We start from the raw sequence: 23,883 nt of genomic DNA, 5'->3' as shown, positions 1-23,883 counted from the left end.
GGAGCCACCGCATCCGCATCAGAGCGCCCGCCGCAGTTGGTCGGCCAGCTCACGCATGCGCGCGTCGTGCTGGGACGTGGCGGGAAGCTGGCCGTACCACAGGTCGGAGAAGACGCCACCGGCCGCGCGCAGCGGCTCGTCGACCGCGGGCCGGGCTCTGCCAGCCGCGCCGGCCAGCTCGGTGACGGTCCACCCTGGACGGTGCTCGACGACGCGCCGGTCGACCAGTTCGCGGACCATCGCGCGCAGCCGCTCGCGCACGGCCTCGGCGTACCGGCCCTGCGAGGCGAGCCGATCGGCCAGCGAGACGAACGCCGCCGCGGGCATGTCGGGAAGCTCGTCGGGGCCTGCGGGCGCCTTGCCGGTGGCCGTATCTGGCGCGCTCTCGCGGCGGCGCCAGGACCAGCTGGGCCAGCGGAATCTGGGCCACCGCAGGCGTGGCATGCGCAGGCGCGGCCACCGGAGCCAGGCCGGCCGCCGGCGCGGCACCCACGCCGGCCACCAGTACCAGCCGGCCGCGACCAGCCCCGCGATCAGCACCAGAAGCAGCGCGGCCAGCGGGAGCGGGATGACGTCGCCCAGCGCCGCCACCGACTCGGTCCACCACCGGCTCATCGGGCCAGCACGAGCAGGTCAGGGGCCAACCGGCCGTGGTGGCGGGCCCGGGAGAGCAGGATGTCGAGCCCTTCGGTGCGCATCCGGGTCTCCAGGTGCAACACGGCGTCGAGGCAGGCGAGCGTCGGGTAGGCGAGCGTGTTGACCAGCAGCCAGGCGGCGGCGCTGAGCAGGCCCGTCCACTGCGGCCGGTCGAGGCTGAGCGCGTCGAGCGCGGCCACCGCGCCGAAGCCGAGCGCCACCCGGATCGCCAGCCAGGCCAGGTAACCGAGGATCCGCACCACACCGGCCCGCAGGCCCGCACGGCACGCCAGGCCCGCGCTGCGCATCAGCGCCCGTCCCGGTCCGAGGCGATCGAGTACGACGGCAGGGGCGGCCAGGCCCAGCAGGGCGTACACGGCGAACCAGGCCGGTCCGGCGAGCGCCGCCGCGAACATGGTCGCGCCCGCCACCCCCGCGACCAGCGCGACCCGTCCCCACCGGGCGCCGCGCGGGTCGAGCAGCCGGCGGGCGGGGAGCGGCTGCCCGAGCATCGAGGCCGCCGCGGCCCGCGACGTGAGCCCGCCGAGCAGCACGATGATGGTCATTTCGGTGGCGGCGCCCACGGCGAGCAGCAGCCAGTACCAGCCGAGGAGGTCGGAGTCGGGCAGGTAGGCGGGCGGCTGCGCGTCGGCCGACTCCCGGAAGGGCGCGAGCACCAGCTGCTCGGCCGCGGCGAGCACCGCCGCCACGGGCAGCAGCACCCGGCCGTGCGCCCGCAGCAACGTCACCGCGGCGTCGAGGAGCTCGCCGACGGTGAGGGGACGCAGCGGCAGCACTGCGCCATCCTGGCACGGTGTGGCCAATCGGTCCGCCCCGGCCACCCTGACGACCGATGTTGATCGTCCGATTTGTCGTATGCGCAGGTAAACCGCCCGTGGAGCCGGTCACACGGATCTGAGGCGAGGTGGAATATTGAACACATGAGGGCACGGGTTCTGGTGGTCGATGACGATCCCGCACTCGCCGAGATGCTCGGCATCGTGTTGCGCAGCGAGGGCTTCCTGCCCTCTTTCGTAGCCGATGGCGAGCGGGCGTTGGCCGCGTTCCGGGAGAACCGTCCCGACATAGTCCTCCTTGACCTGATGTTGCCTGGAATGAGCGGCATCGACGTGTGCCGGTCGATCCGCACCGAGTCCGGCGTGCCGATCGTCATGCTGACGGCCAAGAGCGACACCGTCGACGTCGTGCTGGGCCTGGAGTCCGGTGCCGACGACTACGTGGTCAAGCCGTTCAAGCCCAAGGAGCTGGTCGCCCGGATGCGGGCCCGGCTGCGTCGTGGCGAGGACGCCGCGCCCGAGATGTTGACCATCGGCCCGCCCGGTAACCAGATCAACATCGACGTGCCGGCGCACACCGTGAGCCGTGACGGCGACGAGGTCAAGCTGACTCCGCTGGAGTTCGACCTGCTGGTCGCGCTGGCCCGCAAGCCGCGCCAGGTGTTCACCCGCGAGGTGCTGCTGGAGCAGGTGTGGGGATACCGCCACGCCGCCGACACCCGGCTGGTCAACGTGCACGTCCAGCGGCTGCGGGCCAAGATCGAGCCCGACCCGGAGCGTCCGGAGATCATCCTGACCGTCCGGGGCGTGGGCTACAAGGCGGGCACCGGATAGCCTGGGGCCGACTGTGGCACTCTCGGCACCCTCCGCATCCGCGCTCGGCAAGGCCTCCGCTCTCGGCAAGCGCGCGCTGGTCGCTGCCCACCGCGCCTGGCGGAAGGCCGCCCAGCGGGGTGCCGCGTTCGCCGCGCCGGTGCACGGCACGTGGCGGCGGTCGCTGCACTTCCGGGTCGTCACCATCACGCTGGTCGCCTCCAGCCTGCTGGTGGGCGGCTTCTCGTACCTCGTGGCCACGCAGAGCACCAACATCCTGCTCCACGGCACCGAGGCAGAGGTGAAATCGCAGCTCCACGACGATGTCCAGTACGCCGCTGACCAGCTCAGCATCTACCCGGTCAGGTACAACCGCGAGATCCAGGTGACGCTCAACGCGACCGCCTCGTACCTGTCAGGAGGCGGCCCCGAGCAGGGCGGCTTCGTGGCGCTGACGGCGGTCAGGCACAGCAACCTCAAGACCGCGGCCCCGCGCGGCGTCGACGTCAGCCCCCTGATCGGCGATCAGCTCGAAGACGAGGTGGCCTATCAGGGCCAGGTCGCCCGGCAGATCCGCACCGCGGACCTCGGTGGTGGCCCGACGAAGTACCTCGTCTACGGCTCCCGGGTGCCCACCGACTTCGGCCAGGTCGAGCTGTACCGGATCGTGCCCCTGACGACCGAAGACCAGACGGCCAACCAGATCCGCACGATGGTGCTCTTCACCGGCGTGGCGCTGGTGGTGCTGCTCGGCGTGCTGGCCGCGCTCGTGACCCGGCTGGTGGTCAACCCGGTACGGGTGGCCGCCCGCACCGCCCAGCGGCTCTCCGCCGGCCTGCTCGACCAGCGCATGGCGGTCAACGGCGAAGACGACCTCGCCCAGCTCGCCGCGGCGTTCAACCAGATGGCGACGAACCTCCAGCGCCAGATCGTGCGGCTGGAGGAGATGTCGCGGTTGCAGCGCAGGTTCACCTCCGACGTGTCGCACGAGCTGCGCACGCCCCTGACCACGGTCCGGATGGCGGCCGACCTGATCTTCGCCGGGCGCGACGACTTCGATCCGGCCGTCGCCCGCTCGGCCGAGCTGCTGCAGGCCGAGCTCGACCGGTTCGAGAGCCTGCTCACCGACCTGCTGGAGATCAGCCGGTTCGACGCTGGGTTCGCGATGCTCGACGCCGAGCCCACCGACCTCGTACCGGTGGTGCGCCGGGTCGTCGACCGGCTCGCTGGCGTGGCCGACCGGGCCGGTGTGGCGGTCGACCTGCGCCTGCCCGACACGCCGGTGATCGCCGAGGTCGACCCTCGCCGGGTCGAGCGCGTGCTGCGCAACCTGGTGGGCAACGCGGTCGAGCACGGGGAGGGCCGGCCCGTCGTCGTGACGCTGGGCGTCGACGACTCCGCCGTCGCGGTGACGGTTCGCGACCACGGCGTCGGCCTGCGGCCGGGCGAGGAGAAGTTGGTCTTCAACCGGTTCTGGCGAGCCGACCCCTCGCGGGCGCGGCAGACGGGCGGCACGGGGCTCGGGCTGTCGATCAGCCTGGAAGACGCGCGGCTGCACGGCGGCTGGCTGGAGGCGTGGGGCGCGCCGGGCCAGGGCGCGCAGTTCCGGCTTACGGTGCCGGTACGGGCCGGTGACCGGCTCACCTCGTCGCCGCTGCGCCTGGTGCCGCAGGCGGAGGTGACAGCGTGAGACTGCGGGCGGTACTTGCCGTGGTGGTGGCCGCTGGCGTCGGGATGGCCGGCTGTGGGATCCCCGACGAGACACCGGTGCGCGTCGACGGGCCGGGCCCGTCTCCCGGGTTCGCCACCGAGGGCGCCAGTGCCGATCCGCCACCGCGCGAGGCGGCCGCCTCGAAGGACCAGTTCGTCGACAACTACCTCCAGGCCGCCGCCGGTGAGGCACGCGATGCCCACGCCCGGGTGAGCCTCTATCTGGCGCCCGCGGTTCGCAGCGGCTTCAAGGCGACGCAGGAGGAGCCGTCGCTCAACCTGGTGCGGGTGCGCACGCGCACGGTGGCCGACAACGGTGACGGCACCGCGACGGCCACGCTTCAGGTCGATCAGGTCGGCATGCTCGACGGCGACGGGCAGGTGAACCCGCCGACGCAGACCGCGACGACGTACACGATCAAGGTCGGCGAGGTCGAGGGCAAACCCGGCTGGTTCGTCACGACGCCACCCGACGTGCTGCTGCTCGACGTCGCCGCGCTCAGCATCTACTACGAGCGGCAGAACATCTACTTCTGGAACGTCGAGCGCACCGGGCTGGTGCCCGACCCCCGGTACATGCCGCGGGCGGTCTCGCCCGCGGGCCAGCCCACCGAGATCCTCGACCGGCTGATCGCCGGCCCGTCCGAGCTGTTGGGAGCGGCGGTACGGCGGCTGCCGGCCGGCACCCAGCGCACGGGCACGGTGCCCGATACCGGCGATCGGCTGGAGATCAGCCTGTCCGCCGAGGCGGGTGCGCAGGACTACGACCCGGTCGAGCTGGGCAGGCAGCTCATGTGGTCACTGCCGTCGTCGATGCGCAAAGACCTGGAGCTGCGGATCGAGGGGCAGTCGCCGCGCGTGATCACCGAAGACCAGGCGTTCCTCGACGCGAACCCGGCGTACACATCGGCCGAGACACCCGAGCGGTTCGCGATCTACGGAGGCCGGATCTATCGGCTCAACAGCTCTCCCAACGGTGGCCGCGACCCGCTGCCCGCGATCATCACCAACGCGGTGAACCACGACATCCTTCTCGCGGCGCTCGCCAGCGGCTCGGGCGTGACGGCCGCCGCGCTCGTCGTGAAGCAGGGGGCTGGGCAGCGGCTGCTCGTCGGTACGACCGGCGGAGACCGGCCGCGCGGGTTCACCCCGGTCGACACGGTGCGGGAGGCGATCGGGCGGCCGGTGTGGCTGAAGGCGCCGCTCGACACGGGGCTCGTCGTGGTGGGCGGCAAGCTGTACCGGTTCGGGCTGGATGGGGGCGCACTCACCCAGGTCAGCCTGCCGGGCGTTGGTGGCGCGGTCAGCGCGGTCAGCGCCGCACCGGATGGCCGGCGGATCGCGGTGGTGGCGGGCGGGCGGCTGTACGTCGCCGCGATCGGCCGTGACGATCAGTCGGTCGAGGTGCAGGCGGCCCGCGCGGTGCCGACCTCGCTCCAGCAGTTCACCGAGGTGGCCTGGCACGACGACGGCCAGCTCACCGCCGCGTGGCTGCGTGGCGGCCGGAGCGCCATCGGCACGGTCACGATCGACGGCGTGGCTGAGGAGGTCCTCTACGAGCGGGGTGAGGCCCAGGTGACGTACCTGGTCGACTATCCCCGGAGCCCCACCGACAACCAGAGCGTGATGTACGTCGCCGGCGGCAAGGGGTACGACAGCCAGGGCCCGGACCAAGACGGTGTGATCGAGGCGAACGAGGTCGTAAACGGTCCTTCGAACGCGGCGCCGGGCTCTGCCACCGCTCCCTTCTATCTGAACTGACCGCCGTGGGCGTCTGGACCGCTGTCGCCGATCTGGTGCTGCCCGCCGGGTGTGCCGGCTGCGGTGCCGAGCGGGTGCCGCTGCGGTACGGGGCGTGCGACGCCTGTGCGGGCGAGCTGACGGCGCTCCGGCCCGGCCCCGCACGTCCGACTCCGGCACCTGCGGGCCTGCCGCCCTGCGGTGCGCTGGGCCCGTACGCCGGGGTGCTGCGGGAGGCTCTGCTCGCGTACAAGGAGCGGGGGCGGCACGGGTTGGCGGTGCCTCTCGGTGCCCTGCTCGCCGACGTGGTCGCCCACCGGCTGGGCGGGGCCCCTGTCCGCGTACTCCTTGTGCCGGTGCCGGACACCGCGAGGGCGGCGCGGAGCCGGCATGGCGATCACATGCGCCGCCTTGCCGCGAACGCGGCGGCGAGCCTGCGCCGCGCGGGCTGGCCGGCGGAGGTGGCGCGCCCGCTGCGGGCGCGGCCGCGCGCCGACTCCGCGGAACTGGACCGCGCCGAGCGGCTCGCGGCGTCGGCGGACGCCTTCCAGATGGCGCCTGGACGGGCGCCGGCATTGCGGCGAGCCGCCCGCGGTCGCGCGGTGGTCGTGGTCGACGACATTTTGACGACAGGAGCGACACTCGCGGCCATTTCGGGACGGTTGACCACCGCCGGTGTGACGGTCCGTGCAGGCGCTGTACTCGCAGCGACACAGTTGAGGCAGGCCGGCTAGATATCCTTTTCACCCGTTCGTGCGGCCTGGGCGATTCTTCTCGAACCGGTCTTGCCTGGAGGGGTGACGAGCGGCCGAACACGAGTTAGCGTCGACTTCACCGGGGTATGACCACGGGTTCAACCCCGTAAGGGCGGCTCGTACCTTCGGACGCCCGATGCCGAGAGGAGGAGTGATTCCTTCAGTGTCATCGGCAACGGGCCGGTGACATCACCACAGAACAATCGTGGGGGAGGTCACGCGTGGACATCGTCGTCAAGGGGCGCAACGTCGAAGTGCCCGATCACTACCGAGTTCATGTGTCCGAAAAACTCGCAAAGATTGAGCGCTACGACCACAAGCTCATCCGCGTCGACGTCGAACTATTCCACGAACGAAACCCGCGACAGTCCGACCACTGCCAGCGCGTAGAGATCACGGTGTTCTCCCGCGGGCCGGTGGTTCGCGCGGAAGCCTGTGCGCAGGACTTCTACGCCGCGCTCGACGTCGCGATCTCGAAGCTCGACACCCGGCTGCGCCGCGCCGCCGACCGGCGCCGCGTCCATCGCGGCCGGCGCGCACCCGTCTCCGTCGCCGCGGCGACGGCGGGCCTGCCGACCGAGCTTCCGGGTACTCCATCGGTCAACGGGAGCCGTTCTCCCGCACCGGTCATCGAGGAGGAGTACGACGACCAGCCCTGGCACATCGTGCGGGAGAAGGAACACACGGGTGAGCCGATGACCATCGACGACGCTCTGTTCCAGATGGAGCTCGTCGGGCACGACTTCTACTTGTTCCTCGACAAGGAATCGGGCCGGCCCAGCGTCGTGTATCGGCGCAAGGGCTACGACTACGGCATCCTCTCGCTCGCTGTCTGAACCAACGCGAGGTCCGCGGCCAGCAGGCCGTAGGCCACGTCGTCGACGCGGGTGCCGGGGAGGCCCGGCAGCCGGCCGCGCAGATACCCCTCGCGGCGGAACCCGGCCTTCTCCAGCACCCGCTGAGACGCGACGTTTCCCGGTCGCGTGCCGGCGGTGAGGCGGTCGATCCCCGCCTCGGCGAACGCCCACCCGGCCAGCAGCCGCACGGCGCGCGTGGGAAGTCCGCGCCCGCGCCAAGGCGCCAGCATCGCGTATCCGATCACCGCCTGACCGCTGCGCGGCTCGTCGTAGTACAGGCCGATGTTTCCGGTCGCGGCGCCGGCCGGCGCGTGGACGATCACGAAGTCGGCCCGCTCACCGGCGAGCCAGCGTCCCTCGGCGCGGGCGCACCGCAGCTCCGTCTCGCCGCGGTCCGGTGCGATGGGCGGCAGGCTGGTGGCCGTCACGTCCGGTGTGGCCAGCAACGTGTGCAGGAACTCGCCGTCGCCCGGTCCGAGGGGCCGCAGCGTGACCACCCCGTCCGAGAGCCCGCTCGCCGGCGGGTCGGGCAGCAGGCGCGGGACCTGGCCCGGCGGGTCATTGGCCAGCCGGCTCCAGACCACGAGGTCGTCGCGGTGGCCGTCGCGCCGCAGGGCGGCTCCCCGGCGTACCCCCTCGCGCTGGAACCCGGCGGCAAGGGCGACCCGCTGGCTCGGCGCGTTGGCGAGGTCGGTCAGCAGCTCCAGCCGCCCGAAGCCGCGGGCGAACGCCCAGCGCGTGAGCGCGGTCGCGGCGGCGGTGGCGACCCCGCGGCGGCGCGCCCACGGCGCCACCCAGTACCCGATCTCGCCCTGGGTCCGTTCCGGCACCAGCCGGCCGAGACCGGCACCACCGATGAGACGGCCGGTGGCCGGATCGGCGACCGCGAACGCCGCGCCGCCCGACGCCCACGCCGCCGGCGCACCCTGGCTGATCCACCAGAGCGCGTCGGCGGCACTGTAGGGCTGGGGGAGGCCCGGCATGAACCGCGCGGTCAGCGGGTCGTTGCAGCCGGCCACCAGGTCGTCGATGTCGGCATCGGTGAACCGGCGCAGCAGCACGCCATCGCCGTGTACCGGCGCCGCGCCTGTCACAGGGGATCCCCCGGGATCAGGCCGGCGATCCACGCGTCGCGGCGCTGGCCGCGTTGGACGATGTCGCCGCGGAGCAGGCCCTCCATCGTGAACCCGGCCTTCTCCGCGACCCGCCGCGACGCCACGTTGCCGACCTGGGCGCGCCACTTCACGCGGGCGAGCCCGAGGTCGGCGAACGCCCACTCGCACACCGCGCGCAGCGCCGCCGTGGCGTAACCGCGGCCGCGAGCCTCGGGAGCGACGAGGAATCCCACCTCGCCGACCAGCGGGTCGTCGGCGGAGATCCGTACGTCGATGTTGCCCACCCAGGCGTCGGCCGTATCCCTGATCGCGAAGATCGCACCCGCGCCACGCGCCCAGCTGAGCGGGGCGAGCCGGCACGCGAACTCCTCCGCGTCCCCTCGCTCGTACGGGTCCGGGACGCCGGTGTAGCGCACCGCGTCCGGATCGGAGCACGCGGCGACCATCGCGTCGATGTCGCGCTCGTCGGGCCGGCGAAGCGTCGCCCCCTTCGCCGGCAGAGCCGGCTGGGGGCCACCGAACACCTTGGCCCGGCGGGCGGTCAGCCCGCCGACCTCCACCTCGACCGGGTCGCCCGGCATCAGCGAGCCCACCCAGCCGGCGTGGCCGCCCAGCGGGTTGCCGTCGGCCAGGCGCAGCTCGCCCTCCAGCCGGAATCCGGCCCGCAGGGCGACCAGGCGGGACGCGTGGTTGCCCACCGCCGCCTGCCAGAGCACGCGGCGCATGTCGAGCGACTCGAACGCCCACCGGCAGACCGCGCGGGTCGCACCGACCGCCACGCCCCGACCGCGTGCCCACGGCGCCGTCCAGTAGCCGACCTCGGCCGAGGCCAACTGGTGTTCGATCGATACCAGCCCGCAGGAGCCGAGCAACTCGCCGGTGCTCGCATCGGTCACCGCGAACGGCGCGCCGGTGCCGTTGGCCCATGCCGACGGGGCGAGCTCGCTGACGAAGTACCGGGCGTGTTCGCGCTCGTACGGCGACGGTACGCGGGTCCAGAGCTGGATGTCTGGGTCCTGGCAGGCCTGGTAAACCGCGTCCGCGTCGTCGGCTCGCCATTGCCGGAGCACGAGACCGGGCGCCGTGATCTCTTGGCCGGTCACCATCGGATCCTGCTAGGAGCCGTGGCTGCCCACGTCGGTGCCTGACCTGGATTCCGCTTTAGGCTCACTGGGTAATGGTGCCGGATCGTTCGCGACTGGCGTAACCTGTTTCGGTGCTCGCCCCAGGTGAAATGTCCGCTTCGGCACGGTCGGGCGGAGGCGCGGCTGACAGTTTCCCTCACGGTGCGCCTACGATGGTTCGGCAGACTGTCCAAGGGGAGCGTTGACCCGTGTCGATTTTGGAAAAGGTCCTTCGTGCTGGCGAAGGCCGAATGGTACGCCGGCTGAAGGCGATCGCTGCCGCGGTCAACTCGATAGAGGACAACTACACAGATCTCACCGACGCCGAGCTGCGCGAGCAGACCGAGCACTTCCGGGAGCGGCTCGCCGATGGCGAGAGCCTCGACGACCTGCTGCCGGAGGCGTTCGCGACCGCTCGTGAGGCCGCCGCTCGCGTGCTTGGCCAGCGGGCCTACGACGTGCAGATCATGGGTGGCGCCGCGCTTCACTTCGGCAACATCGCCGAGATGAAGACGGGTGAGGGCAAGACCCTCACCTCCATGCTCCCGGCGTACCTGAATGCGCTTTCCGGCAATGGCGTGCACATCGTGACGGTCAACGACTACCTGGCACAGCGCGACGCCGACTGGATGGGGCGCATCCACCGGTTCCTCGGGCTCACCGTCGGCGTGATCCTGCCGAACCGGCCCTCCGCCGAGCACCGCGCCGCGTACGAGTGCGACATCACGTACGGCACCAACAACGAGTTCGGCTTCGACTACCTGCGCGACAACATGGCGTGGTCGGCCGAGGAGCTGGTGCAGCGGGGTCACAACTTCGCGATCGTCGACGAGGTCGACTCGATCCTCATCGACGAGGCCCGCACGCCGCTGATCATCTCCGGCCCCGCCGAGCACTCGGCCCGCTGGTACGGCGAGTTCTCGGCGGTCGTGGCCCGGCTGCAGGCGGGCAAGGACGGCGAGGGCGACTACGAGGTCGACTACGCGAAGCGCACCGTCGCCATCACCGAGCGCGGCGTCGCCAAGGTCGAAGACCGGCTGGGCATCGACAACCTGTACGAGTCGGTCAACACCCCGCTCGTCGGTTACCTCAACAACGCCATCAAGGCCAAAGAGCTCTACAAGAAAGACAAGGACTACATCGTCAGCGACGGCGAGGTCCTGATCGTCGACGAGTTCACCGGCCGCATCCTGCACGGCCGGCGGTACAACGAGGGCATGCACCAGGCGATCGAGGCCAAAGAAGGCGTCGAGATCAAGCAGGAAAACCAGACGCTCGCCACGATCACGCTGCAGAACTACTTCCGCCTCTACGACAAGCTGTCCGGCATGACCGGTACCGCCCAGACCGAGGCCGGCGAGTTCAACAAGGTCTACAGCGTCGGTGTGGTCTCGATCCCCACGCACCGGCCGATGATCCGGCTCGACCGCTCCGACGTCATCTACAAGACCGAGAAGGCCAAGTTCAACGCCGTGGTCGAAGACATCGTCGAGCGGCACAACGCCGGCCAGCCGATCCTCGTCGGCACGGTTTCGGTGGAAAACTCGGAGATCCTCTCGCAGATGCTGCGCCGCCGCGGCATCCCGCACTCCGTGCTCAACGCGAAGTTCCACCAGAAAGAGGCGGAAATCGTCGCGCAGGCCGGGCGCAGGGGCGCGGTCACCGTCGCTACCAACATGGCCGGCCGCGGCACCGACATCCTGCTCGGCGGCAACGCCGAGTTCCTCGCCAAGAACGAGCTGCGCCAGCGCGGCCTCGACCCGGACGAGCACGAAGACGACTACTACAAGGCGCTCGAGGAGATCCTTCCCCGGTGGAAGGACGCCTGCGACGCCGAGGCCGAAGAGGTCGCCGAGGCCGGTGGCCTGTACGTGCTGGGCACCGAGCGGCACGACTCGCGGCGGATCGACAACCAGCTCCGCGGCCGCTCCGGCCGGCAGGGCGACCCGGGTGAGTCGCGCTTCTACCTGTCGCTGCAGGACGAGCTGATGAAGCGGTTCCGGGCCGGCGCCGTCGAAGCGGTCATGGAGCGGCTCAACATCCCCGAAGACGTGCCCATCGAGTCCAAGATGGTCACTCGCCAGATCAAGAGCGCCCAGGCCCAGATCGAAGGCCAGAACGCCGAGATCCGTAAGAACGTGCTCAAGTACGACGAGGTGCTCAACAAGCAGCGCATGGTCGTCTACGCCGAGCGCAAGCGGGTGCTCGATGGCGAAGACCTGCACGAGCAGGTCGAGCACATGATCAACGACGTCGTCGAGGCATACGTCGGCGGGGCCACCGCCGAGGGGTACGCCGAAGACTGGGACCTCGATCAGCTCATGGCCAGCCTCAAGCAGCTGTACCCGGTCGCCATCACCGTCGACGACCTCGTGGAAGAGGCCGGCGGCGAGCTGAACAATCTCGATGCCGACTTCCTGACCGCTCAGCTCAAGGAAGACGCGCACGGGGCGTACGCGCGGCGCGAGGAAGAGCTCGGCTCCGAGGCGATGCGCCAGCTCGAGCGCATGGTCCTGCTCCAGGTGATCGACCGGAAGTGGCGCGAGCACCTGTACGAGATGGACTACCTCCAGGAGGGCGTCGGCTTGCGTGCCTACGCGCAGCGTGACCCGCTGGTCGAGTACCAGCGCGAGGGCTACGCGATGTTCGCCACGATGATGGACGGCATCAAGGAGGAGACCGTCGGGTTCCTCTTCAACCTGGAGGTTCAGGTCGAAGAGGCGCCGGCGTCGCCACCGCCCGTACAGCCGGGTGGCCCGGCGCCGCTGCCGATGCCCGACGACGCCACCGTCGAGATCAAGGCGAAGGGCCTCGGGCGGCAGCGTCCGCAGCAGCCGCTCCAGTACTCGGCACCCACCATCGACGGCGAGGCCGGCGCGGGTGGGGTGGCCATGCAGCAGGAGCAGGCACCGGCGTTGGGTCTCGGTGGCCCGGCCGCGGAGCCCGGTGGCCGGCGTCCGTCGCCGAGCCAGGGTGCGGCCGCGAGCGCCGGCCCGTCCCGCAACGCGCCGTGCCCGTGCGGCTCAGGGAAGAAGTACAAGCGCTGCCACGGCGCCCCTAGCGGCGGATAGCGGAAACCGGGGCGCACACCGCCACCTGCGCAGGTGAGCGCCCCGGGGTCGGTGGTGCCTGGACTGAGCGACGCGCCGACGCAGTCGGTGCGCGGCGCGAGGGAAGGCACCGCCTCCAAGGACCCCGGGGCCCGCGTGAGCGGAGCGAGCGCCAACCAGCACAGCCCCGGGGTAAGTCACACCGTGCGAACGGCGGTGCAGAGCCACGTGCCGCGCCGCCGTTCCAACCGGAAAGCCATCGCCCACGTGCGGCCGGCCAGGCCGAGGGCGGCGGCCGCCTCGACCACGCCCGGGCACGGCTCGCAGATGTGCAGGCGGCGGGCCCGGACGAAGGCGCTCGGGCGCTTGGTGACGTGTGGTGGCTGGCCGCCGCGCAGGGCGGCGGCCTTGTCGAGGCCGGCGGCGAACTGCGCGATGACGGCCTCGGCACAGCCGGGAACGGTCAGCGACCGGATGTGGCCCGTCGGCCGGTAGCCGTTGAGGATCTCCAAGCTCATGTCGAGGAACCGCTTCGTGGCCTGCCTCGCCTCGGGCGTGGCCGACGCGACCGGCACCGGCGTCTCGGTCGCCGCGGTGTCGAGGGCGGAGGCGGCCGCCGCGGCTGCTCCGGTGCCCGGGACGAGCACCGGGGGCCGCGCTGCCCGCTGGCGGCCCGTGATGTCGAACTGGAGCGCGAGCTGGGCGTGCCAGGGCTCATGGCCGATCTCGTCTTCGAACGGCGGGTCGAGCGCGGGAACGGGGCGCAGCCGGATGGGCGGACGGGTCGTGGCGATCAAGCAACTCACCCCGATCTTGCGTTTGCCTACGATTGCCTTCGATAGCCTCCGTTGTAAGACCGCAATGTGGCGCCCGTCAATGTGTTACACGGAAATTGGGCGCTAATCAGTCGACGAGCGGGTTCCCGCGCACCCATTCAGCCGTCTCGTCGTACTTGCGCTGGATGTACTCCTCCAGCTTGGCGCGCTCGACGCGCCACTGGCCCCGGCCACCGATCTTGATCGCGGGCAGCTCTCCGCTGCGGACCATGTGATAGACCTGCGAGTCGGTGACGTTCAGCTCGGCTGCGACGTCCGACAACAGCAGGAAGCGGGGGGTCACTGCTTCAGTTTGCCATCGATTGCGCCAGGATCCAGCGGGTGACCGGCCCCGGTCGACGGTTGATCACCAGAAGGGTGTAGGAACTGGGGCGTGCCAGATCAGCTCATCCGGGTGTACGTGCCGGCCACCGTGCCCATGCTCGCGGCGCTGCGCGCCTCGGGGCAGCTCGGCGCTGTCGAGGGGCACGCGGTCACGCCAGCGCTCCGCGAGTGGTACGCCGAGGGTGACGAGGAGGAGTTGGAGTACGTCGCGTTCACCCGCGCCGCACAGGGAGCTTTGCGCCTGCTCCGGCACGACCTGGACGCGCCCCGGCGTCGCGTCGTGGTCTCCGCCGACGTGCCGGCTGCCCTGGTGCACCGGGAAGACGGGGAGCTGGGCTCCAGCGCCGTACGCGTCACCGCCCCGATCGAGCTGCGCTCGGTGGCCGCGATCCACGTCGACAGTGCCGGCGCGGCCGACGACGTGGCAGCCGCTGTCGGTGTGGTCGAAGAGGCGCTGGCGGGTGACCCGGATGCCCAGTTCACGGTCGACGGCGCCGAAGACCACGAGCTGGAGTGGTACGACGTGAGCGAGCTCGACACCCTTACTTAGCGGAGGGCAGCGACCGGCCGAACGCGACGATCGCCGAGATCGCCCCCACGAAGAGCACGACGAGCGCGTAGTTCACCCGCGACTCGTCGAGCATCCGCTGGACCGTGCCGTCGGCCTCGCTCACCTCGCCGGCGAGCGACAGCACCCGGCTGCCGAGGGTCCGGACGATCACCTCGGCGACCATCAGCGCGAGCCCGGGACCGGCCCCGGCGATCGCGTACGCGGGCCAGCGCAGCGCCTGCGCCCCCGCCCGTCGCCGGGTCCAGCGAAGGTAGAAGTACGCCACCAGGCCGGCCACGACGCCGCTGATCACCGCGATGGTCAGCGCGGCCCAGCCGGCGGCGCTCAGCCGCGACGAGGCGTCGTCACCGGCCCCATAGAGCGAGATCAGGTTGTCTTTGAAGTTGTCGAGCACCAGCCCGACGGCGAAGACGACGAGGCCGGCGGTGACCACCGCGCCGACCACCGAGCGCGCCCGTACTCCGGCGACCGCGCCGCCGACGGTGATCGCCGCCGCGACCGTGCCGGCGAGGATGGCGCTGGCCTCGCCCCCGCCGTAGCTGGACACCACGGCCAGCGCCGCGCCCAGCCCGGTGAGCAGGCCAGCGCCGAGCGCCGCGACGAACCGGACGGTGCCGCCCCGCCGCAGCAGATGGGCGACCGCCAAGCTGACCCCCGCACCGGCCACGATGCCGGCCGAGATCACGCTCGGCAGTGCCAGGGCGGCCGACGTGATCGCCAGGGTGCCCTCGCCGCTGACGATGACGCGATGCGCCGACCACATCATCGCGGCGAGCCACACCAGCGCCAGCACCGCCAGTACCGGCGCCCCGGGCGCGGCTTCTTCCGACGGAGCCGGCGGCGAGGCGGGCCGGACGGGGGTGGGGGAAGGCTCGGCACGCACCGCCCCAGGGTACGCCGCGTGCGAGGATGGCATGCGAGGCTACCGCCTACGCAGTAGAGATCAAGTTCCTACAGGAGCCGCAGATGGACGCCGTTTCCGCCGTACCCCCGCCGCGCAACGAGCCGGTCCGAAACTACACACCGGGCAGTGCCGAGCGTGAAAGCCTGCAGGGCCGTCTGACCGAGCTGGCCGCCGACCGGCTCGACCTGACCATGACCATCGACGGCGAGCAGCGGATGGCTGGCGGCGCCCCGATCGACGTGGTGCAGCCGCATCGGCACCAGCACGTGCTCGGCGTCACGCACAACGCGACGACGTCCGACGCGGCCGCGGCGGTGGCCGCCGCGAAGAAAGCCGCTCCGATGTGGCGCGCGTTGTCCTACGAGGACCGTGCCGCCGTCTTCCTCCGCGCCGCCGATCTGCTCGCTGGCCCGTGGCGCGACACTCTCAACGGCGCCACGATGCTCGGCCAGTCGAAAACGGTGTACCAGGCCGAGATCGACGCCGCCTGCGAGCTGATCGACTTCCTGCGCTTCAATGTCTACTTCGGACACAAGCTCCTCGCCGAGCAGCCCGTGTCATCGCCGGGCATGTGGAACCGCTTCGACCACCGGCCGTTGGAGGGTTTCGTCTACGCGGTCACCCCGTTCAACTTCACCGCGATCGCCGCCAACCTGCCCGCCGCGCCGGCCCTGATGGGTAACACGGTGGTGTGGAAGCCGTCGCCGACCCAACAGTTCTCGGCGCACTTCACGATGCGGCTCTTCGAGGCGGCCGGCCTGCCGCCCGGTGTCATCAACATGGTCACGGGCGACGGGCTCGCGGTCTCCGAGGTGGCGCTGGTCGACCCCGACCTGGCGGGCATCCACTTCACCGGTTCCACCAAGACGTTCCAGACGCTGTGGCAGGCCGTCGGGCAGCGCATCGCGGACTACCGGACGTACCCGCGGCTGGTCGGCGAGACGGGCGGCAAGGACTTCGTCGTGGCGCACGCCAGCGCCGAGCCGGACGCGCTCGTGACCGCGCTCGTGCGGGGTGCGTTCGAGTACCAGGGCCAGAAGTGCTCGGCCGCCTCGCGGGCGTACGTGCCGCGCTCGCTCTGGGACGCCGGGGTGCGCGACAAGCTGGCGGCGGTCGCCGACTCCCTCGCCTACGGCGACGTCACCGACTTCACCAACTTCGGTGGCGCGGTCATCGACGCGCGGGCGTTCGCCAAGCACGCCGCCGCGCTCGACCGCATCAAGAACGCCGACTCGTGCACCGTGATCGCCGGCGGCACCGCCGACGACAGCGAGGGATACTTCGTGCGCCCGACCGTGGTGCAGTGCGAGGACCCGGAGCACGAGGTCTTCACGACTGAGTACTTTGGACCGATCCTCGGTGTGCACGTGTACGACGACGCGCGCTTCGAAGACGTGGTGGCGCAGGCGGAGCGGGCCGCGCCGTACGCGTTGACCGGTGCGGTCTTCGCGACCGACCGCCGGGTCGTCGACTGGGCGTCGCAGGCGCTCCGGTACGCCGCCGGCAACTTCTACGTCAACGACAAGCCGACCGGCGCGGTGGTCGGGCAGCAGCCGTTCGGCGGCGCCAGGGCGAGCGGCACCAACGACAAGGCCGGCTCCTGGCACAACCTGGTCCGCTGGACGTCGCCGCGCACCATCAAGGAGACGTTCGTCCCGCCGACCGACCACACCTACCCCCACATGGGCTAGGGCGCCGCGATCAGGGCGGCCAGCTCGGCGGGCTTGATTGTCAAGGCCGCGGCCCGTGATGGCCGGCGCCGCGGCGCGGGAGCACGCCGCCGGGCGGGCCGCTCGATCGCAGCCGCTCCCGACGCGTCCTCGCCGATCGGCGCGTACCCGGCCGACCGGAGCGCCGCGAGCGTCTCCCCGAGCGGGCGGGTGCTCGTGAGGACGGTCGGGGCCAGCACCGTGAGCCCCAGCGGACGCAGCGCCCGTGCCCCGGCCACCTCCGCCACCAGCGCGGGGTCGTCGGCGTACAGCACGCAGCTGACCTCGCGCGCCCGCAGCCGCCCGTGCTGCCGGCCGACGTCTGCCACCAGGTACTCCAGCACCTGCGGCAGCGCACCGCCCACCGCGACCGAACGCAGCGCGTCGACGAGCGCCTCGGGCGTGCGGCCGGCGTCCAGCGCGGTGCGCACCGAAGCGGCCGAGAAGCGCCACGTGATGGCGCCACCGCGCGACTCCCGGGTGGCGGTGTCGTCGAGCAGGTCGGCGAGCGCGGCGGCCGGCGCACCGGGCACCACCGCGGTGAGGTCGTTCTGAAACAGCGCCTCGGACACCGCGGGCGGCAGCAGCTCCTCGGCGGCACCGGCGAGGCCGGCCTGATCGTCGTCGACCAGGGCTCGGCCGAGCGGCGTCAGCGCGCCGTGCGCGACGGCGCCGACCAGCCGCGCCTCCTCCCACAGCGCGTCCAGCAGGGGCTCCTCCGGGTCGGCAAGCAGCGGCGACCGCCAGCCCAGCATCTCGGCGAGACCGTCGCCCGCGCCCTGACCGTCGGGGAGGTCGGCCAGCGCGTCGAGCAGGGCCGGGCGCAGGTCGTAGGCGGCCAGCCCTACCTCGTCGCGCATGAGTGTCGGGCCGGCGTCGGCCACCAGCGGGGCGGCGGGCAGCAGTGACCAGGCGCGCAGCAGCGGCTGGAGACGAGCCGCCGGGCTCGCGGCACACCACGTGTCGTACGCGTTGGTCGGCAGTACCTGCGCCTCCGCCATCCCGAGGAGGCCGGCGGCGTACCCGAGCTCCAGCCACAGCCGGACCTGCGACTCGCCGCAGCCGGCCGACTTGGCCAGCCGCCGCAGCTCGCGGGTGCCGACGCCACCCGACTTGAGCAGCGCGACGGGCGCCGCGCCGAACACCGCCGCGGCCTGCTCGACCGCCGCGCTGGCCGCCGCGGCGGCCTCGCGCGCGACGGCGTCCGCCGGCGCCGGAGCCAGCCGCACCGTCGGCGGCTGCGGCTCGAACGGTGCGCGCCAGCCCGGTCCGCGTATCGCCATGCCCACCTCGCCCGGCATCTGCGCGTGCTGCCAGCCGTCGGAGAACAGCAGGCCGTGGCGCAGCGCCCACGCGAGCGGCCCGGTCGTCGGCCGGTCGTAGGCGGGCATCGCCACGAGCGGTCCGCGCCACGCGATCGCCGTCAGCAGCTCGCGCGCGCCGTCGGGCGCCGACGCGACCAGAGCGGCCACCCGCTCGCCGTCAGCGAGCGCGGCGCACACCTCGGTCCAGGTCTTTTGTCTTGTACGCCCACCGGGCAACCCGAGTGCGATGGCGACCTCGTGCAGCTCGCTCATGGGGTACCCCTCCAGGAGCCGCTTGACGGGCGCCCCGAGGTTCAGCGGGTACTCGAAAGCCGTCCACAGCGGCCCCGCCATCCGCAGGGTGTCGCCGTCCGGCCACATCAGAGCGCGCTGGGCCAGCACCCGCAGGGTCGCGGCGAGCTCGGGATCGTCCGGCGCCCGCCCCACCGCCGCGGCGAGCTGGTCGGCGCCGACCGCAGGTGGCCCGAACGCCTGCATGACCTCGATGAGCTGGAGGGCCGGACGGGGCAGCGTGCCGATCGCGACCGAGACCGACTCGCCGTCCTGGAGCCGGCCGGCGAGCTCGGCGAGGCTCGTGACCGCCGGTGCGGCCATCGTGTCGGGGCGTCTGGTGAGGATCGCTTCGAGCTCGCCGGCGTCGAGTGTCGCGAGCCATCGGACCAGGGGGGAAGCCACGAGCAATCAGCCTCTCGTAGCGTGTTTGGGAACGCTAGTCCCTTGTTCGTGCCAACCACCCGACAGGCGGAACCGCGAAGCCCCGACCTCGGCCTACCGTCATTGACATGGAGGCGCTGGCCGGCCGGTACCGGCTAGGTAGGGAGATCGCGCGCGGCGCGATCGGCACTGTCTGGTGTGGTGTCGATACGCACAGTGATGAGCCGGTCGCGATCAAGCTGCTGCGCCCCGAGGCGGCCGAGCAGGCCAGCCTGGCCGAGGCCTTCCGTGCCGAAGCCGAGATCCTACGTGATTTGGATCACCCGAGCGTGGTCCGGCCGCGCGACTACGTCGGCGAGGGCGACGTGCAGGCGCTCGTGCTCGACCTGATCGACGGGGAAGACCTGCGCCGCCGGCTTCGCCGGGACGGCCCGGTGCCGCCCTCGATCGCCGCCAACGTGGTGGCCCAGGTCGCCGACGCGCTTTCGTACCTGCACGCCCAGGGCGTCGTGCACGGCGACATCAAGCCCGGCAACCTGCTGGTGCCCGCCGACGGGCAGGCGGTGCGCCTGATCGACTTCGGCGTGGCGCGCCGGATGTCCGACCCGCCGCCCACCGCGATCCACGCCACGCCCGAGTACGTGCCGCCGGAGGTGGTCGAGGGCGCGCCGCCCAGCCCCGCGGCCGACGTGTACGCGCTCGGAGTGGTGCTTTATGAGCTCGTCTGCGGCCGGAGTCCGTTTCGGGGCGGCGATCCGCTCCAGGTGCTCCGCCGCCACGGCACCTGCACCCCGGTCCCGCCGCCCGGGCTGCCGCCGGTGCTTTGGCCGATCATCGAGGAGTGCCTCGCGGCCGATCCGGAGCGGCGGCCGGAGGCGAAGCTGATCGGTGCCCGGCTGCGTGGCATCGAACCGGCTCTGGAGGGCGCGCCCGCCCTGCCGCCGCTCAGCCCCGACCAGATCACGTGGTGGCCCCGGCCCACCGGCCCGGCGGCCGCCGTGGCGAAGGTCACCTGGGTGCCGCTCAACGCCGCGCCCGTGTCGCCCGCGTCCGCGTACGCCGGCCGGATGGTCGCCATCCCGATCGCCGGAGTCGGCCCGCAGCACCTCGATCCGGCGTACGGCACAGCGAGCCCGTGGCCGTCCCGCCGCGAGCAGTCCGACCCGGCTTCGCCGCGCCCGCGCCGAGGGCGCTTCATCGTGGCGGGCGGAGGCGGCGCGGCGGCTCTCGTCGTGCTCGCCTTCCTCGGCGGCCTCGCCGTGGCGAGCGGTGGGCGCGTCACGGGAGCCGTGCCGGCGGCCAGAATCACCTCGCCGGCACCGGAGGCAACAACCGCCACCCCGGTGCCACTGGCCACACCGGACACACGCGGCTGGCCTGGCATAGGCGACCCGATGCCCACGGCACCACCACTCGTGCCTCGCTGATCACTGGTGGTAGTGGGTCTTCATCGGACTGTCGGGCACGGACAGTGCACAGTGGAGCAGATCGCCCTGCGGATCACGCGAAATCCTGGACGCGAAGGCTACAAAGTGGCAGCGTGGAGGGCATGGCAGAAACAGCAATCAACCCGACCGCCGCAGCCCTCCTCGGGCTGCTCCACGAAGGACCAATGACAGGTGGTCAGTTGATGGCCGCCGCCGAGCGTCGCCTCGGGCCGTTCTGGTCGATGACCCGGAGTCAGGTCTACCGCGAATTGCCGGCGTTGGCCGATGCGGGATACGTCCGCTTGGGTAAGCCGGGACCGCGGTCCAGCCAGCCGTACGCGATCACCGCTTCCGGGAAGCGGGCGTTCACCCGCTGGCTCGCCGAGTCGCCGGGCCGGGATGCCGTGCGCAACCCGATCGCGCTCCGCGTGGCCTTCGGCGACCAGCACTCCGCGGCCCAGTTGAAGGATCTCTACGCCAGCGCCAACGAGTACCACACCCAGGCGCTCGCGGCGGCTCGCGATCAGGCGAAGGACGTCAAGAAGGAGGGTGACAACTACGGCTCGGCGGCGCTCGAGTTCGCGGTGGCCTATCACAAGGCCGCTTTGTCGTGGCTGAAGACAGCACCCACCGGATAACGCGTACGCTTGACGGTTGTGACCGCTGCCGACTTCGCCGAAGAGCTCAAGGCCCTCGACGCCACCCTGCGCAACATCGAGTCAGTTCTCGATCTTGACAAGTTGCGCCGGCACCAGGTCCAGCTCGAAGAGGCGGCGTCCGCGCCGGACCTGTGGGACGACCAGGCGCGGGCGCAGCAGGTCACTTCGCAGTTGTCGTACGCCAACGGCGAGATCGCGAGGCTCGAAGGGCTGCGCCAGCGGCTCGACGACGCGCACGTGCTGCTCGAGCTGGCCGAGGCGGAAGGCGACCCCAGCGCCTTCGCCGAGGTTGGCACCGAGGTGATCGGCCTGCGCAAGGCGATCGACGAGCTCGAGGTGCGCACGCTGCTCTCCGGGGAGTACGACTCCCGGGAGGCGCTCGTGGCCATCCGAGCCGGCGCGGGCGGCGTCGACGCGGCCGACTTCGCCGAAATGCTCCTGCGCATGTATCTGCGCTGGGCGGAGCGGCACGGATATCAGACCGAGGTGTACGACACGTCATACGCGGAAGAGGCCGGCCTCAAGTCGGCCACCTTCGCGGTCAAGGCGCCGTACGCGTACGGCACGCTGAGTGTCGAGTCGGGTACGCACCGGCTGGTGCGGATCAGCCCGTTCGACAACCAGGGGCGCCGGCAGACGAGCTTCGCGGGTGTCGAGGTGCTTCCGGTCGTGGAGCAGACCGACCACATCGACATCCCGGAAAACGAGATCCGGGTCGACGTCTACCGTTCGTCCGGGCCAGGTGGACAGAGCGTGAACACGACCGACTCGGCGGTACGGATCACACACGTCCCCACCGGCATCGTGGTCACCTGCCAGAACGAGAAGTCCCAGCTGCAAAACAAAGCGTCCGCGCTGCGGGTGCTCCAGGCTCGCCTGCTGGAGCGCAAGCGCCAGGAGGAGCAGGCCAAGATGGAGGGCCTGAAGACCGACGCGGCCGGCTCCTGGGGTGACCAGATGCGCTCCTACGTCCTGCACCCGTATCAGATGGTGAAGGATTTGCGCACCGAGGAGGAGACCGGCAATCCGTCCTCCGTCTTCGACGGCGAGATCGACGACTTCATCGAGGCGGGCATCCGCTGGCGCAAGCAGCGGGAGCTCGCGGACGAGGCGGCCTGAGTACGTCACAGCCTGCGCCGAATTTCCGGCAAGGTGCGCAAACTGCTCCGGGCCGGACTTGGCTATTTAGTTACACCGCGTAGACTCTCGACCCGTGATTCAGCTCGAGAACGTCACGAAGACGTATCCCAAGGCGTCAAGGCCGTCGCTGGACCAGGTCTCGTGCGGGATCGAGAAGGGCGAGTTCGTCTTCTTCATCGGCCCCTCCGGCTCCGGCAAGTCCACGATCATCAAGCTGCTGCTGCACGAGGTCACGCCCAACCAGGGCAAGGTCGTCGTCAACGGTCGCGAGATCACATCGATGCGCTCCTGGAAGATCCCCCACTTCCGCCGCTCGATCGGTTGCGTCTTCCAAGACTTCCGCCTGCTGCCCAACCGCACCGCCTACGAGAACGTGGCCTTCGCCCTCGAGGTCATCGGCAAGACCAAGGCGGTCGCCCGGCGCGTGGTGCCCGAGGTGCTGGAGCTCGTCGGTCTCGGCGGCAAGGAGCACCGGTACCCTCACGAGCTCTCCGGTGGTGAGCAGCAGCGCGTGGCGGTCGCGCGGGCGTTCGTCAACCGGCCGCTGATCCTGCTGGCCGACGAGCCCACCGGAAACCTCGACCCCGACACGTCGATCGAGATCATGCGGCTGCTGGACCGGATCAACCGGACGGGCACGACCGTCGTGATGGTCACGCACGACTCCAACATCGTCAACCAGATGCGCCGGCGGGTCGTTGAGATCGAGAGTGGCCGGATCGTCCGCGACCAGGCACGCGGCGTCTACGGCTAGCCACCCGACCGAACCCCAGCGAAGGAAATCCCCCGATGCAGCGGCTTAAATACGTCCTGTCCGAGGTGATGGTCGGGCTGTGGCGAAACGTCACGATGACCATCGCCATGATCATTACCATGGCCGTCTCGTTGGCCATGCTGGGCGCAAGCGGCCTGATGTACATGCAGGTCGACAGCATGAAGACGTTCTATTACAAGAACATCGAGGTGGCGATCTTCCTCGACGCGGAGGTGACCGACGCGCAGCGGTCCGAGCTGGAGACGCAGCTCAAGGGCGACCCGCTGGTCCGGGAGGTCATCTACGAGTCCAAGCAGCAGGCGTACGAGAAGTTCAAGACCATGTACGCCGATGCTCCCGACCTGGTCAACGCGGTCAAGGAGGGTCAGCTCCCCGAGTCCTTCCGGGTGCGGCTCAAGGATCCTGAGCAGTTCAAGCAGATCTTCGACAAGTACGAGAACACCGAGGGCATCGAGACGATCGTCGATCAGAGACGGTTGCTCGACAAGATCTTCAACATCCTCGGGTCCGTGCAGAACATGGCACTGGCCGCCGCCTCGGTCATGGCCATCGCGGCACTGCTGCTGGTCGGCAACACGATCCAGGTCGCCGCGTACAGCAAACGGCGCGAGGTCGCGGTCATGAAGCTCGTCGGCGCGTCGAACTGGTTCATCCAGGCTCCGTTCGTGCTTGAGGCCGTGGTCGCCGGGCTCATCGGCTCGATCATCGCCTTCGCTGGGCTGGCCGCCTTCAAGGGCTTCCTCCTGGACGGATCGCTGAGAGACCTGACCGACCTGCTGACGCGGCTGAGCTGGGGCGACGTGCTCCTGATGTTCCCGCTGATGGCAGGCGTCGGTGGCCTGGTCAGCGCCGTCACCGCCTGGGTCACGCTCCGCTTCTACCTGCGAGTTTGACGCCCTCGGGCGCATCTTTCGAACGCCGCTCTCCGCCCGAACGGGTGGGGAGCGGTGTTCCGTTTTATG

The 23,883-nt window shown here is 71.1% G+C and carries 21 protein-coding genes; 13 read left to right on the top strand and 8 right to left on the bottom strand.

Annotated elements, in window-relative coordinates; genetic code table 11:
- Window positions 1–18: 18 nt before the first annotated feature.
- Window positions 19–615 carry a DUF4129 domain-containing protein gene (locus QMG73_RS05895; RefSeq protein WP_281892940.1) on the bottom strand — a complete coding sequence of 199 codons (597 nt, stop codon included), beginning with the start codon at window positions 613–615 and terminating at the stop codon, window positions 19–21.
- A complete protein-coding gene (locus QMG73_RS05890; protein WP_281892938.1) occupies window positions 612–1,433 on the bottom strand; it encodes a hypothetical protein in 822 nt (273 codons plus the stop codon). The genes QMG73_RS05895 and QMG73_RS05890 overlap by 4 nt, the downstream gene beginning before the upstream one ends.
- A gap of 144 nt (window positions 1,434–1,577) precedes the next feature.
- Between QMG73_RS05890 and mtrA the strand changes: the two genes are divergently transcribed.
- From mtrA to hpf, 5 genes are all read left to right on the top strand, one after another.
- On the top strand, window positions 1,578–2,267 hold the full coding sequence (gene mtrA / locus QMG73_RS05885) for an MtrAB system response regulator MtrA (protein WP_265250953.1): 690 nt from the start codon (window positions 1,578–1,580) through the stop codon (window positions 2,265–2,267).
- Window positions 2,268–2,280: 13 nt separating this feature from the next.
- A complete protein-coding gene (gene mtrB / locus QMG73_RS05880; RefSeq protein ID WP_407676750.1) occupies window positions 2,281–3,936 on the top strand; it encodes an MtrAB system histidine kinase MtrB in 1,656 nt (551 codons plus the stop codon).
- Window positions 3,933–5,717, top strand: a complete 1,785-nt coding sequence (locus QMG73_RS05875; RefSeq protein ID WP_281892936.1) for an LpqB family beta-propeller domain-containing protein — start codon at window positions 3,933–3,935, stop codon at window positions 5,715–5,717. The genes mtrB and QMG73_RS05875 overlap by 4 nt, the downstream gene beginning before the upstream one ends.
- Before the next feature lie 5 nt (window positions 5,718–5,722).
- Complete coding sequence (locus QMG73_RS05870) at window positions 5,723–6,430, top strand: ComF family protein (protein WP_407676749.1); 708 nt, start codon at window positions 5,723–5,725, stop codon at window positions 6,428–6,430.
- A 242-nt stretch (window positions 6,431–6,672) separates the two neighbouring features.
- Complete coding sequence (gene hpf, locus QMG73_RS05865; RefSeq protein WP_281892935.1) at window positions 6,673–7,287, top strand: ribosome hibernation-promoting factor, HPF/YfiA family; 615 nt, start codon at window positions 6,673–6,675, stop codon at window positions 7,285–7,287.
- Here hpf and QMG73_RS05860 read toward each other — a convergent pair.
- The gene (locus QMG73_RS05860; RefSeq protein WP_281892934.1) at window positions 7,260–8,402 is read right to left on the bottom strand and encodes a GNAT family N-acetyltransferase; all 1,143 of its coding nucleotides are present in this window, start codon (window positions 8,400–8,402) and stop codon (window positions 7,260–7,262) included. The two genes, hpf and QMG73_RS05860, sit on opposite strands and share 28 nt — an antisense overlap.
- Window positions 8,399–9,529 carry a GNAT family N-acetyltransferase gene (locus QMG73_RS05855; RefSeq protein WP_281892933.1) on the bottom strand — a complete coding sequence of 377 codons (1,131 nt, stop codon included), beginning with the start codon at window positions 9,527–9,529 and terminating at the stop codon, window positions 8,399–8,401. Before QMG73_RS05855 ends, QMG73_RS05860 begins: the two co-directional genes overlap by 4 nt.
- A gap of 227 nt (window positions 9,530–9,756) precedes the next feature.
- On the opposite strand from QMG73_RS05855, the gene secA reads away from it, so the two are divergent.
- A complete protein-coding gene (gene secA, locus QMG73_RS05850; protein ID WP_281892931.1) occupies window positions 9,757–12,618 on the top strand; it encodes a preprotein translocase subunit SecA in 2,862 nt (953 codons plus the stop codon).
- A gap of 176 nt (window positions 12,619–12,794) precedes the next feature.
- On the opposite strand, the gene QMG73_RS05845 is transcribed toward secA, so the two are convergent.
- Both QMG73_RS05845 and QMG73_RS05840 read right to left on the bottom strand, forming a co-directional pair.
- Window positions 12,795–13,394, bottom strand: coding sequence for an Rv3235 family protein (locus QMG73_RS05845; RefSeq protein ID WP_281892930.1), 600 nt, complete (start codon window positions 13,392–13,394; stop codon window positions 12,795–12,797).
- Between the two features lie 106 nt (window positions 13,395–13,500).
- On the bottom strand, window positions 13,501–13,716 hold the full coding sequence (locus QMG73_RS05840; RefSeq protein ID WP_281892929.1) for a helix-turn-helix domain-containing protein: 216 nt from the start codon (window positions 13,714–13,716) through the stop codon (window positions 13,501–13,503).
- A gap of 90 nt (window positions 13,717–13,806) precedes the next feature.
- Between QMG73_RS05840 and QMG73_RS05835 the strand changes: the two genes are divergently transcribed.
- The gene (locus QMG73_RS05835; protein ID WP_281892928.1) at window positions 13,807–14,307 is read left to right on the top strand and encodes a DUF6912 family protein; all 501 of its coding nucleotides are present in this window, start codon (window positions 13,807–13,809) and stop codon (window positions 14,305–14,307) included.
- Here the strand turns inward: QMG73_RS05835 and QMG73_RS05830 are convergent.
- Window positions 14,300–15,211, bottom strand: coding sequence for an excinuclease ABC subunit UvrC (locus QMG73_RS05830; protein WP_281892926.1), 912 nt, complete (start codon window positions 15,209–15,211; stop codon window positions 14,300–14,302). The genes QMG73_RS05835 and QMG73_RS05830 overlap by 8 nt on opposite strands.
- A gap of 83 nt (window positions 15,212–15,294) precedes the next feature.
- On the opposite strand from QMG73_RS05830, the gene pruA reads away from it, so the two are divergent.
- Window positions 15,295–16,923: an L-glutamate gamma-semialdehyde dehydrogenase gene (gene pruA / locus QMG73_RS05825; protein ID WP_281892925.1), complete on the top strand. Its 1,629-nt coding sequence runs from the start codon at window positions 15,295–15,297 to the stop codon at window positions 16,921–16,923.
- Here pruA and QMG73_RS05820 read toward each other — a convergent pair.
- Window positions 16,920–18,941: a helicase-associated domain-containing protein gene (locus QMG73_RS05820; protein WP_281892923.1), complete on the bottom strand. Its 2,022-nt coding sequence runs from the start codon at window positions 18,939–18,941 to the stop codon at window positions 16,920–16,922. The two genes, pruA and QMG73_RS05820, sit on opposite strands and share 4 nt — an antisense overlap.
- A 107-nt stretch (window positions 18,942–19,048) precedes the next feature.
- Here QMG73_RS05820 and QMG73_RS05815 point away from each other — a divergent pair, with 107 nt between their 5' ends.
- From QMG73_RS05815 to ftsX, 5 genes are all read left to right on the top strand, one after another.
- Window positions 19,049–20,347, top strand: a complete 1,299-nt coding sequence (locus QMG73_RS05815) for a serine/threonine-protein kinase (RefSeq protein WP_281892922.1) — start codon at window positions 19,049–19,051, stop codon at window positions 20,345–20,347.
- Window positions 20,348–20,469: 122 nt separating this feature from the next.
- Window positions 20,470–20,985, top strand: a complete 516-nt coding sequence (locus QMG73_RS05810; protein WP_281892921.1) for a helix-turn-helix transcriptional regulator — start codon at window positions 20,470–20,472, stop codon at window positions 20,983–20,985.
- Window positions 20,986–21,003: 18 nt separating this feature from the next.
- Window positions 21,004–22,125, top strand: coding sequence for a peptide chain release factor 2 (gene prfB / locus QMG73_RS05805; RefSeq protein ID WP_281892919.1), 1,122 nt, complete (start codon window positions 21,004–21,006; stop codon window positions 22,123–22,125).
- A gap of 94 nt (window positions 22,126–22,219) precedes the next feature.
- A complete protein-coding gene (gene ftsE, locus QMG73_RS05800; protein WP_281892918.1) occupies window positions 22,220–22,900 on the top strand; it encodes a cell division ATP-binding protein FtsE in 681 nt (226 codons plus the stop codon).
- Between the two features lie 35 nt (window positions 22,901–22,935).
- On the top strand, window positions 22,936–23,814 hold the full coding sequence (gene ftsX, locus QMG73_RS05795; RefSeq protein WP_281892917.1) for a permease-like cell division protein FtsX: 879 nt from the start codon (window positions 22,936–22,938) through the stop codon (window positions 23,812–23,814).
- The last annotated feature ends 69 nt before the right edge of the window (window positions 23,815–23,883 follow it).

The organism is Phytohabitans aurantiacus (assembly GCF_027923225.1).
In the GTDB taxonomy this organism is placed as follows: domain Bacteria; phylum Actinomycetota; class Actinomycetes; order Mycobacteriales; family Micromonosporaceae; genus Phytohabitans; species Phytohabitans aurantiacus.
Note: the sequence above shows the minus strand (reverse complement) of the source record. Positions and strands in the feature narration are given on the sequence as shown.

Coding starts and splice junctions, on each gene's coding strand:
- QMG73_RS05895 (WP_281892940.1), bottom strand. CDS start 615: ATGAGCCGGTGGTGGACCGAGTCGGTGGCGGCGCTGGGCGACGTCATC.
- mtrA (WP_265250953.1), top strand. CDS start 1,578: ATGAGGGCACGGGTTCTGGTGGTCGATGACGATCCCGCACTCGCCGAG.
- QMG73_RS05855 (WP_281892933.1), bottom strand. CDS start 9,529: ATGGTGACCGGCCAAGAGATCACGGCGCCCGGTCTCGTGCTCCGGCAA.
- pruA (WP_281892925.1), top strand. CDS start 15,295: ATGGACGCCGTTTCCGCCGTACCCCCGCCGCGCAACGAGCCGGTCCGA.
- QMG73_RS05815 (WP_281892922.1), top strand. CDS start 19,049: ATGGAGGCGCTGGCCGGCCGGTACCGGCTAGGTAGGGAGATCGCGCGC.
- QMG73_RS05810 (WP_281892921.1), top strand. CDS start 20,470: ATGGCAGAAACAGCAATCAACCCGACCGCCGCAGCCCTCCTCGGGCTG.
- ftsX (WP_281892917.1), top strand. CDS start 22,936: ATGCAGCGGCTTAAATACGTCCTGTCCGAGGTGATGGTCGGGCTGTGG.